Raw genomic sequence first — 11,092 nt, forward strand, 5'->3', positions numbered from 1 at the left:
CAAACCTACTTTCATTTTACATTGGAGGTTTTATTTTTTCTACTCATAGCTAAAAGCTTTTTAGAACCACAGGTATAACCTGTGGTATTCATAATACAAAAAAATAACACCTTAAATTAAATTTAAAGTGTTACTAAATAACCTTACCCTACTATACTACTTTTTAATTTTGTCTGAGATTTCCTTACTTTCATAATTATTTATAGCCTTATCAAGAACTTCATCTTCTTCCTCAGATAAATCATATCTTGATATTCCATTGTCTATAGGTTTTGCATAGGATGTACTTTCATTTCTTCCATAAATACCTGTTATAATTACTCCATCATTATGATCATCTAACAAGGCTATGGAATAACTTAATGCCCCTACATCATCAAATGCCTTATATCTCATAATAGCAGTTTTTTGAATACATCTTTGAACTCTATTATCTAACTCATTAAATCTTTCAACTACCCCATCCATTGATGCTTTAGACTTATCAACTCTATCCAAATATTCTACTATAAGACCTTCTAAATTTTTATTATTTACTCCCCTCATAATCTTTCTATATCTTTGTTGTAGTTTATTATTTTTACTAACTACAGTTATAAATAGTATGAATTGAATTAAAATAATAACGAATAAAGCCATTATTACAACTTCAGAATAAGATGCTACGAAACTTTTTAAAAACTCCAAATTAACTCTTCCTTTCATTATAGTTTAATTATATATGTATTATAATGTTTCACGTGAAACATTATAATTTTAATATTTCCATTATCCTTTGTAAATCCTGATTTGAATAATATTCTATTTGTATTTTGCCTTTGTCTTTTCCGGTATTATTAAGAGATACCTTTGTGCCAAAATAATCTCTTAATCTATTTTCTATATCTTTCATAAAAGGAGAGTTTGTATCATTCAATCTTTTACCTTCTTTTTTTTCCTTAGATAATTCTTTTACTAAATATTCTACACCTCTTACGGATAGTCCTTTATCTATAATCTCTTGGGCTATTTTATACTGAATATCTTTATTTTTTAATGCTAGTAATGCTCTACCATGTCCCTCACTTATAACTCCATCAACTAAATACTCTTGAACTCGTTTATCTAAATTTAATAATCTTAAACAGTTAGTTATAGAAGTTCTAGATTTCCCTAACTTTTCACTTAATTCTTCTTGTGTAAGTTTTAGTTCTACAATTAATTTTTCATAAGCAATAGCTTCTTCTATAGGATTCAAATCCTCTCTTTGAATATTTTCAATTAAAGAAAGTTTTAAAATTTCCTTATCCTTTACATCTTCTAATACTACTGCAGGAACCTCTTTCATATTAGCTAATCTTGCAGCGCGCCATCTTCTTTCACCAGCTATTATTAAATACGTAGAATTATCAACCTTCTTTAAAATTAAAGGCTGAATAATACCATTTTCTTTTATTGAGAGAGAAAGTTCTTTAATTTTTTCCTCATCAAAATTTTTTCTAGGTTGCTCAGGATTTGGTTTTATTAAGTTTAAAGAGATTTTACTTGTGGGCTTCTCTTCCTCTTTTTTTATACTTACATCTTCTTTATTACTTTCTTTAAATTCTTCTATTGTTTCTGGTATTAATGCACCTAAACCTTTGCCTAAACCATGTCTTTTAGCCAAACTCTATACCTCCTTTTGCCTTTTTAAAAACTCATCGGTTACTTCTTTAAATGCTAATGCACCCTTACAATTGTTATCATAAAGTACTATAGGTAACCCAAAACTTGGTGCCTCTGCTAACCTTATATTTCTCGGTATTGTATTATTAAACACCTTATCTTTAAAGTATTTCTTCACTTCTCCAGCTACTTCATTACAAAGTTTAGTTCTATTATCGTACATTGTCATTATTACGCCTTCTATTCCTAACTTTTTATTTAACCCCTTACTTATCAAGGAGTATGTATTCATTAGTTGTCCAACTCCTTCTAAAGCATAATATTCACACTGAATTGGTATCAATACACTATTTACAGCTGTAAGAGCATTAATTGTTAGTATACCTAATGATGGAGGACAATCTATAAATATAAAATCATATAATCCATCTATTTCTGATAATTTTCTCTTTAATATAGTCTCTCTATTTTCTACATCTATTAACTCTATCTCTGATCCTGCAAGTTCCATAGTAGATGGTGCTATATATAAATTTTCCATAAGCTCACTTTGTATTATTACATCTTGGATAGGGGTATCTGAAGTCATTACATCATACATTGAATTATCTAAATTAGTTTTATCTATACCTAGTCCACTTGTGGTATTTCCTTGTGGATCTATATCTATTGTTAAAATCTTGTATCCTTCAGCAGCTAAGTAAGCACATAGGTTAATATTAGTAGTTGTCTTCCCTACGCCTCCTTTTTGGTTAAAAATACATATGGTCTTCATAATATCACCTTACTTTCATGGTATTTTGTTCTAACTTCAATTGTGTTATAAATTCTTTTATTTATAACAAGTATTAATTGTAAATATAAAACATACTACACTAAATTTTTATGTACATGTTTAAACTATGTAATTTAATTATATAGTTTAAGCATAAATAATAAAAGAGTGTTATAGTAAAATATATAATAATTTAACTTATAATGTTTCACGTGAAACATTATAAGTTAAAAATATAAAAAGTAGGCCTTATTAAAACCTACTTTTTATGTGTACATTATTTGTTTTTCGGAATACGAACTGTAACTTCTATAGCATCCTCTAAATCTTTTGATCTATAATTAGCACTTATTCCATACTTATCAAATACTTGCTTAATAGTATTCATATATACTCTAGGATTAAAGACACTCTTTATTTTATTTTTACTATCAGCTGCAACTTCACTACTTGCAAGTTTTAATAATTCCTTATCTATCAACTCTTCTGTTTTCTTTACATTAAGACCATGTTTTATTACCTTATCTAAAACCTCTTTTTGAAGTTCCAAATTAGGTAACTTTAATAAGGCTCTTCCATGTCTTTCTGTTAAGCTATTTTCTATTAATATTTTTCTTATATCGCAATGAAGTTTTAATATTCTTAGCTTATTAGCTATCGTTGATTGCTTCTTTCCTATAACATCTGCTAACTGTTCTTGAGTATATGAATGATCTTTTATTAAATTCTGGTATGCCTCTGCTTCTTCTAAAAAATTTAAGTCTTCTCTCTGTAAATTTTCTAATAAAGCAAGTACTGCAGATTCCTTATCATTCACATTTATTATTATTGTAGGTACCTCTGTTAGTCCAACTTTCTTAGCTGCCCTATAACGTCTTTCACCAGCAACTAACTCATAACTTTGTTCACCTAATTTCCTTACTGTTAGCGGCTGTAATATTCCATAAACCTTTATTGACTGAGATAGCTCTTCAATGGCATTTTCATCAAAAAATTGTCTAGGTTGATATATATTTGGAACTATATTTTCCACTGGGATATAACATATACTATTACTCATATGTACGTCTCCTATGAAATTAATTTCACAGGCTCTTCCCTCCTCTCAATATTCATAAAACCTTTATCTATATTAAGTTTGACTTGTGATGACGAAATTAATTTCCAAGGTAATATATAAAAGGTAAAAAAAGTATATTACTTATATATATTCTACCATATAATGCTAATTTTTATCAACATTATTTATTACTTTAATGGTTTTTTATTAGCAGTACCTGCTTTTCTAGGATATTGTTTTGGAGTATGCTTTATTTTCTTAACTATAACTAAGTTATGTTCTAAATCACTATTTTCTATTTGAACAGGAATAACTTTCTCTACATTTCCACCTAATATGTCTAAGGCTCTTTTTGACTCCTCCAATTCTTCCTCAACTGCTGGTCCTTTAAGTGGAATAAAGTGTTTACCTAAGTTTACATAAGGTAGACATAATTCGCTAAGAACTGACATATTAGCTACCGCTCGTGAAACTACACAATCAAACTGTTCTCTATACTCTGGATTTAAAGCAAAATCTTCTGCTCTTCCGTGTATCGTACTTATATTATCAAGCTTAAGTTCTTTTATAACTATATTAAGAAAGTTAACTCTCTTATTTAAAGAATCTAATAATACCATTTCACATTCAGGATTAACTATTTTCATTGGTATACCTGGAAATCCTCCTCCAGTTCCAATATCTATAACCTTTTTAGCATCTTTTAACCCCTCAAATTTGAAAATCTTAATAGAATCTATAAAGTGCTTTTTTATTATTTCTTCATCTTCTTTAATAGATGTTAAATTAACCTTTTGGTTCCACTCTTTTATTAAATCCTTATAAAGCATAAATTGTTCATATTTTTCCTTAGTAAACTCTAATCCAATATCCTGACAGGCCTCTTGTAATATATTAAAGTAATCCATAAATACCTCCATATTCCAATATAAATAAATATTATAAAAGCCTTTCCAAATATTTTGGACAAAGGCAAGTTTATTCTATGTAAATTAAGTGCCACATATATATTATTACCAATTTATAATTTTTATTGTGGCACTTGTATTATTAAAATTTATTATTTGTTCCTATTGTATTGCTCCAAATATATTAACAGGACTGATATATCAGCTGGAGAAACACCTGATATTCTAGATGCTTGACCAATATTTTCGGGTCTAATATTATTAAGCTTTTGTATAGCTTCTATTCTTAATCCCTTAACATCTTCATAGTTTATATTTTCAGGTAATCTTCTTTTTTCGAACTTCTTGAATTGGTTAACTTGTTCAAGTTGTTTATTGATATACCCTTCATATTTTGACATTATATTTACTTCCTCTTGAATGTCATAAGGCAATTCTTCTCTTTCTGTGTCTAGTGGTTGTACAATAAAATAATCTAATTCCGGTCTTTTTATTAACTCATATAGGCTTATAGGTTTCTTTAATGTTGATGAATTTACAGTTTCTAAGAACTCAACAACTTCTTTTTTACCTGTAATTTGAAGATTTTTTATTCTATCAATCTCTTTTTCTATAGCATCTTTCCTGTTTTTATACTTATTATATCGTTCTTCATTTACTAAACCATATTCGTAACCTGTTTCTGTTAATCTTAAATCTGCATTATCTTGTCTTAAAATCAATCTATACTCAGCACGAGAAGTCATCATTCTATATGGTTCATTAGTTCCCTTTGTAACTAAATCATCAATTAAAACTCCAATATATGCATCAGATCTTTTTAATATAAGGGGCTCTTTTTCTAAGATTTTTCTACCTGCATTTATACCAGCTATAAGTCCTTGACATGCTGCTTCTTCATAACCCGAACTTCCATTTATTTGTCCTGCTGAAAATAGACCGTCTATATTTTTAAATTCTAGTGAAAGCTTTAGTTGTGTTGGATCTATACAATCATATTCAATAGCATATCCTGTTCTCATAACTTCAACCTTCTCAAGACCTGGAACAGTCTTTAGCATATCTATTTGTACATCTTCTGGAAGTGAGCTAGACATACCTTGAACATATAGTTCTTCTGTATCTTCACCTTCTGGCTCTATAAATATTTGATGCTGTATTTTATCCGGAAATCTCATTACCTTGTCTTCTATAGATGGACAATATCTTGGTCCTGTACTCTTTATGGAACCATTGTAAAGTGGACTCCTGTATATATTTTGTCTAATTACTTCATGAGTACTGTCATTTGTGTATGTTAAATAACAAGGTACTTGTTCTCTATTTAATTCATCATTCATGAAAGAGAATGGTATTATTCTCTCATCTCCCTCTTGAATAATCATTTTTGAGAAATCTACAGAACGCCTATTTATTCTAGCTGGTGTGCCTGTCTTAAATCTTCTTAATGATATACCTGCTTTAACTAAACTATCAGATAATGTCTTTGATGATGATAATCCACAAGGTCCCTCATCATAACGTACATCACCTATAACTATAGTTGATTTAAGGTACGTTCCTGTAGTTACTATTACCGTTTTAGCTTTAAAATAAGCTCCATTCTTAGTTAGTACACCTAATACCTTACCTTCTTTTATATCAATATCTATAACCTCTAATTGCCTTAAATAAAGATTTTGTTGTTTTTCTACAACCTTTTTCATTTCTTCTGAATATTTTCTTTTATCAGCTTGAGCTCTTAATGAATGTACTGCTGGTCCCTTTGATGTATTAAGCATTCTTGATTGAATAAATGTCTTATCTATATTTACACCCATTTCACCACCTAAAGCATCAATCTCTCTAACTAAATGACCTTTAGCAGTTCCCCCTATATTAGGATTACACGGCATCATAGCTAAGCTATCTAAATTTATAGCACACATTAGAGTTTTAAACCCCATTCTAGCTGTTGCAAGGCCTGCTTCACAACCTGCATGACCCGCTCCAATTACAACAACATCAAATTCTCCTCCAATATACATAAAATCACCTACTTTCCTAAACAGAATTTAGAGAAGATCTTATGGATAATGTCCTCTTCTAAGGTATCTCCAGTTATTTCTCCTAAGTTCGTCCAAGCATTTTTTAAATCAATCGATGCAAGATCTATTGCAAATACTTCATCTAAAGTATTCAATGAACTTTCTAAGTTTTCTTTAGCTTTAATTAAGGCTTCTTTATGCCTATTATTAGTTATAAATATATCTTCTGAATTTATTTCACCCTTAAAGAACATATCCTTTATTATATCTTTTAAAGTCTGAATTCCTTCACCCGTTCTTGCAGAAACCTTATATAACTTATCCTTTTCTATAAAGTTTAATGACTTAGTATCTATTTTGGCATTTAAATCTGTTTTATTTAATAAAACTACATAATTTTTATCTTTGATGTAATTAAATATCTCAATATCCTCATCATCCAGTTCTCTACTTACGTCTAGCATAAATACTATTAAGTCTGCTTCTTCTATCTTTTCTTTAGACTTTTCTACACCAATTTTTTCAACTAAATCTTCTGTCTCTCTTATACCTGCAGTATCTATTATTTGGACAGGAACACCATTTAAATTTATATATTCTTCTATAACATCCCTTGTTGTTCCTGGTACGTCTGTTACAATAGCTCTCTTCTCTCTTAGAAGTGCATTCAAGAGTGATGATTTACCAACATTAGGTTTACCAACTATAACCATTTTTAAACCTTCACGTAGAATTTTGCCTTCCTCTGCACTATCTAAAAGTTCTTCAATATTAGATAAAATATCTTTTAAATCTTCTGTAGCTTTTTCATTTGTAACTTCTTCAAGGTCATCTTCTGGATAGTCTACAGTTGCTTCAATATGTGCAATTACAGACAAAAGTCTTTCCCTTAATTCTGATATTTCCATGGAAATTTTGCCCTCTGACTGCCTTACCGCTGATTTTGCACTAAGTTCAGTTTTAGCTCTTATAATATCTATAACTGCTTCTGCTTGGCTTAGATCTATCCTTCCATTTAAAAATGCCCTTTTTGTAAATTCACCTGGCTCTGCAAGTCTAGCACCTGCCCTTACTACTTCTTTTAGTATACTATTAGTTACTACAACTCCACCATGGCAATTTATTTCTACAGTATCTTCAGCTGTAAAACTCCTAGGACCTTTCATAAAACTTACTATAACTTCATCTAGACTTTTTTCATCTTTATCTACTACATACCCATATCTCATAGTATAGGGCTTCATATCTTTAATACCCTTTTTACTTTTTCCTCTAAATATTTTTTCAACTATATCTAAGGCTCTATTGCCTGAAATTCTAATTATTGATATTCCACCTTCACCCATGCTAGTTGCAACTGCAGCAATAGTATCAAAATCTTTCATGTTATTTTTTCCTTTCTAAAATAGTAAAAATAAAATATCTATATGATTTTATCACATAACTTATAATATATAAATGGTAATTGTTATATTAGATTCTATCCATAATTATTTATTTTATAATATGTCTTACATTAAATAAAGGCTGCTGACAACCTGTCAACAGCCTATTTTTCTCTAAGCTCTCTTTCTTGTTTCAATAACAACTCTCCTGAAAGGTTCATCACCTTCACTATAAGTATTAACATAAGAATTGTTTTGAAGTGCAGAGTGTATTATTCTTCTTTCATAAGGATTCATAGGCTCTAATCTAACCTTCTTGCCATAAGTTGTAGCCTTTTTAGCCAATTTATCTGCAAGTCTAATCAAGGTCTCTTCTCTTTTTTTTCTATATCCTTGAGTATCCAATATAACTCTTTTATAGCCTTCATCCAAGCCCTTATTTATAGCAAGACCTACTAAATATTGCAATGAATCTAGGGTTTCTCCCCTATATCCTATTAACAATCCCATACCTTCACCATCTAAATTGATATGTATTGTATTTTTATCTTCTCTTACTTGTATTTCTGCCTTTATATCCATTGCATCTAATATATCTTGTAAAAATTCTCTTGTCTCTTTACAAAAATTCTTCTTTACAGTAACCCTTACCTTAGAAAGTTTGGTACCTATTAGATTTAAAAATCCTTTACTGCCTTTTTCTAATACCTCGATTTCTACTTCTTCCTTACTTACCCCTAATTCTTCTAAAGCTTTTTCTACTGCTTCTTCTACACTTTTACCAGTTGCCTCTATAATTTTCATAATTAAAATACCTGCCTTCCTCTAATCCCTATTACACTGTGAAAGCATTAAATCGAATTCTTCTATTTACTTTCTTTCTCTCTTTTTATTAAAAAATAAACTAATAAACTTTGCAATCCTTGAATTATATTACTTACAACCCAATATAATCCTAAGGCAGATTTTAATGGTAATGTCATAAATGCTATCATAGCTGGCATTACAACATTCATCGTTTTCATTTGTGCCTGTTGCGCACTATCCCCAGTAGAACTTGTTGGAGTTAATTTACCTACTACAAATTGACTTACCCCTGCCAATATAGGTAATATATAAGTCTTGTCTGGACTAGCTAAGTCCTTTAACCATAAGAAACTAACACCTTGTATACCTGATAAATTATTAAACACACCATAAAGAGCTATTAAAATAGGCATTTGAATTAAAAGTGGTAAACATCCTGCCATAGGATTAATACCGTTTTCCTTATAAAACTTCATAACTTCTTGATTAGCCCTTTGAGGATCAGCTTTATATTTTTGTTGAATTTTCTTTACTTCGGATTGTACTTCTGAACTCTTCATCATGGATTTTGTAGATTTAATATTAAGTGGCAGTAATAATAGCTTTATTAGAAAAGTTACTGCAATAATAGTTAATCCATAAGATAAACCTACATCTGAAACTCCACCTGAAATGTACTTATGTATAACTTCGAACACTCTAGCGATTGGTTGTATCAAAAAATTCACCGGAAAATCCCTCCTAAATTTATTTCACAGGATCATAGCCACCTTTATTATATGGATGACATTTTAGAATTCTTTTTATTGCCATAAAACCACCTTTAATAGCACCATACTTTTCAATAGCTTCTAGAGCATACTGAGAACAGGTTGGGTAAAACCTACATGTGGGCGCCTTTAATGGTGATATATATTTTCTATATAACTTAATAAAAAAAATAAGTAATTTTTTCATTATTTAATTAGTCCTGCCTTGCTAAATACTTCATTTAAAGCATTCTCTATAGTAATATAATTTTGGTCATTGGATGAGACTCTTGCAATTATTACAAAATCATGACCATTTTTAAACTTGTGACAATTTAATCTGTAACTTTCTCGAATAAGTCTCTTTACTCTACTTCTAATTACACTTTTTCCAACTTTCTTACTTACTGATATTCCTAATCTATTAATATTATTACCATTTTTTTTAATATAAAGCACTAAAAACTTATTAGAAAAAGATTTTCCTCTTTTATATACCGTTCTAAACTCAGAATTTTTTCTGATTTTATATCTTTTAACCTTATTCATATTAATACTCCCTGACAAATTTTCTGCATCTGCAGAAAAAGGCCACATTAGCGGCCTTATGCTGTCAATCTTTTTCTACCTTTTTGTCTTCTTTTCTTAAGAATGTTTCTTCCAGATAAAGTACTCATTCTTTTTCTGAAGCCATGCTCTTTTTTTCTTTGTCTCTTTTTTGGTTGGAATGTCATTTTCATGCGAATCCACCCCTTTCTATGTTTTATTATTTTATTGGAAGATAAAAATAATAAACTTCAACCTTCCTTTAATTAAAGTAACTTTTAATAAAAAAACTAGTTCCTATAACTATTAATTACATCACTAGTTCTTATTATAAAAATATTAACTATTAAACATCCTATCTTAATTTAGGGTTTTACTATTAAATTATATATTTAGCTTTTAATAATGTCAAGCAGACTATTACTGAATAAATTTGTTAATAATTTTACTAACTATATCAACTTTTTGTGGATAACTTCTTGAATACCTTTTATTCTTTTGATATATTAGATATGAATTGTTAATAATTTTAATTAATAAAAAGTTATACACAGGTTGTGGACAAAGTTGTGTATAACTTGTTATATCCCTTGTATGATTTGTATTTATCATAATATATATCTAGTATTTTTATCATTTATACACTTATAACATATGTGGATTTTTATTTTTTTATATTTGTTAATAATTTTTTTTACACTTATTATATCAACATTTTTATTAACATGTGAATATTATTTTATTAACTTGTCAACAACCTTTAATAAAAGGATTTTTTTATTTAAATTATGTGTATAATATGTTAGTTACACTTTATAAAAAAATTTTTATTTAATTTTTATAACTATTTTATTCATTGGAGGATACAAAATGGATGTCCAACTTAATCAAATTTGGGAAAAAACGATAACTATTATCAAAGGCGAATTAAGTGAAGTAAGTTTTAATACCTGGATAAAAAGTATTACTCCGCTAAGTTTATCCAGTAGTACTATAAAGCTCTGTGTACCCAATAATTTTACAAAAGAAATTCTTGAGTCTAGGTATAAAGATTTAATCTTTAACGCTTTAAAAATGCTAACTTCAAAACAATTTAATATTGAATTTTTAATTGGAGAAGAGAACTCTACAGAAGAAAAGATTCCTAAAAAAAGTAACTTAGCCGATAGGAGTATAAACCTTCCTGATGAA

At 28.8% G+C, this 11,092-nt stretch carries 13 protein-coding genes; 1 reads left to right on the top strand and 12 read right to left on the bottom strand.

Annotation, left to right across the window (positions count from 1 at the left end; all coding sequences use genetic code 11):
- Window positions 1-156: 156 nt before the first annotated feature.
- The 12 genes from FGL08_RS13215 to rpmH form a co-directional block, all read right to left on the bottom strand.
- Complete coding sequence (locus FGL08_RS13215; RefSeq protein ID WP_243118022.1) at window positions 157-639, bottom strand: DUF4446 family protein; 483 nt, start codon at window positions 637-639, stop codon at window positions 157-159.
- A 109-nt stretch (window positions 640-748) separates the two neighbouring features.
- The gene (locus tag FGL08_RS13220; protein WP_138211211.1) at window positions 749-1,645 is read right to left on the bottom strand and encodes a ParB/RepB/Spo0J family partition protein; all 897 of its coding nucleotides are present in this window, start codon (window positions 1,643-1,645) and stop codon (window positions 749-751) included.
- A gap of 3 nt (window positions 1,646-1,648) precedes the next feature.
- A complete protein-coding gene (locus FGL08_RS13225; RefSeq protein WP_138211212.1) occupies window positions 1,649-2,419 on the bottom strand; it encodes a ParA family protein in 771 nt (256 codons plus the stop codon).
- 277 nt (window positions 2,420-2,696) lie between these two features.
- Window positions 2,697-3,479, bottom strand: coding sequence for a nucleoid occlusion protein (noc, locus tag FGL08_RS13230; protein ID WP_138211213.1), 783 nt, complete (start codon window positions 3,477-3,479; stop codon window positions 2,697-2,699).
- A gap of 188 nt (window positions 3,480-3,667) precedes the next feature.
- Window positions 3,668-4,387: a 16S rRNA (guanine(527)-N(7))-methyltransferase RsmG gene (rsmG, locus tag FGL08_RS13235; RefSeq protein WP_138211214.1), complete on the bottom strand. Its 720-nt coding sequence runs from the start codon at window positions 4,385-4,387 to the stop codon at window positions 3,668-3,670.
- 152 nt (window positions 4,388-4,539) lie between these two features.
- Window positions 4,540-6,414 (bottom strand): tRNA uridine-5-carboxymethylaminomethyl(34) synthesis enzyme MnmG, encoded by a 1,875-nt coding sequence (gene mnmG / locus FGL08_RS13240; protein ID WP_138211215.1) that lies wholly within the window; start codon window positions 6,412-6,414, stop codon window positions 4,540-4,542.
- 8 nt (window positions 6,415-6,422) lie between these two features.
- On the bottom strand, window positions 6,423-7,799 hold the full coding sequence (mnmE, locus tag FGL08_RS13245) for a tRNA uridine-5-carboxymethylaminomethyl(34) synthesis GTPase MnmE (RefSeq protein ID WP_138211216.1): 1,377 nt from the start codon (window positions 7,797-7,799) through the stop codon (window positions 6,423-6,425).
- Window positions 7,800-7,973: 174 nt separating this feature from the next.
- Window positions 7,974-8,603 (bottom strand): RNA-binding cell elongation regulator Jag/EloR, encoded by a 630-nt coding sequence (gene jag, locus FGL08_RS13250; RefSeq protein WP_138211217.1) that lies wholly within the window; start codon window positions 8,601-8,603, stop codon window positions 7,974-7,976.
- Window positions 8,604-8,665: 62 nt separating this feature from the next.
- Window positions 8,666-9,334, bottom strand: a complete 669-nt coding sequence (yidC, locus tag FGL08_RS13255; RefSeq protein WP_138211218.1) for a membrane protein insertase YidC — start codon at window positions 9,332-9,334, stop codon at window positions 8,666-8,668.
- A 19-nt stretch (window positions 9,335-9,353) separates the two neighbouring features.
- The gene (yidD, locus tag FGL08_RS13260) at window positions 9,354-9,563 is read right to left on the bottom strand and encodes a membrane protein insertion efficiency factor YidD (RefSeq protein WP_138211219.1); all 210 of its coding nucleotides are present in this window, start codon (window positions 9,561-9,563) and stop codon (window positions 9,354-9,356) included.
- Window positions 9,563-9,904 (bottom strand): ribonuclease P protein component, encoded by a 342-nt coding sequence (gene rnpA / locus FGL08_RS13265; RefSeq protein WP_138211220.1) that lies wholly within the window; start codon window positions 9,902-9,904, stop codon window positions 9,563-9,565. The genes yidD and rnpA overlap by 1 nt, the downstream gene beginning before the upstream one ends.
- A 56-nt stretch (window positions 9,905-9,960) precedes the next feature.
- Window positions 9,961-10,095 carry a 50S ribosomal protein L34 gene (gene rpmH, locus FGL08_RS13270; protein WP_138211221.1) on the bottom strand — a complete coding sequence of 45 codons (135 nt, stop codon included), beginning with the start codon at window positions 10,093-10,095 and terminating at the stop codon, window positions 9,961-9,963.
- 676 nt (window positions 10,096-10,771) lie between these two features.
- Between rpmH and FGL08_RS13275 the strand changes: the two genes are divergently transcribed.
- On the top strand, window positions 10,772-11,092 hold a 321-nt coding region (locus FGL08_RS13275), incomplete at its 3' end, for a DnaA N-terminal domain-containing protein (RefSeq protein ID WP_279232959.1).

It is taken from the genome of Hathewaya histolytica (assembly GCF_901482605.1).
GTDB lineage: Bacteria > Bacillota > Clostridia > Clostridiales > Clostridiaceae > Hathewaya > Hathewaya histolytica.

Coding starts and splice junctions, on each gene's coding strand:
- FGL08_RS13215 (WP_243118022.1), bottom strand. CDS start 639: ATGGCTTTATTCGTTATTATTTTAATTCAATTCATACTATTTATAACT.
- FGL08_RS13225 (WP_138211212.1), bottom strand. CDS start 2,419: ATGAAGACCATATGTATTTTTAACCAAAAAGGAGGCGTAGGGAAGACA.
- noc (WP_138211213.1), bottom strand. CDS start 3,479: ATGAGTAATAGTATATGTTATATCCCAGTGGAAAATATAGTTCCAAAT.
- rsmG (WP_138211214.1), bottom strand. CDS start 4,387: ATGGATTACTTTAATATATTACAAGAGGCCTGTCAGGATATTGGATTA.
- mnmG (WP_138211215.1), bottom strand. CDS start 6,414: ATGTATATTGGAGGAGAATTTGATGTTGTTGTAATTGGAGCGGGTCAT.
- mnmE (WP_138211216.1), bottom strand. CDS start 7,799: ATGAAAGATTTTGATACTATTGCTGCAGTTGCAACTAGCATGGGTGAA.
- jag (WP_138211217.1), bottom strand. CDS start 8,603: ATGAAAATTATAGAGGCAACTGGTAAAAGTGTAGAAGAAGCAGTAGAA.
- yidD (WP_138211219.1), bottom strand. CDS start 9,563: ATGAAAAAATTACTTATTTTTTTTATTAAGTTATATAGAAAATATATA.
- rnpA (WP_138211220.1), bottom strand. CDS start 9,904: ATGAATAAGGTTAAAAGATATAAAATCAGAAAAAATTCTGAGTTTAGA.
- rpmH (WP_138211221.1), bottom strand. CDS start 10,095: ATGAAAATGACATTCCAACCAAAAAAGAGACAAAGAAAAAAAGAGCAT.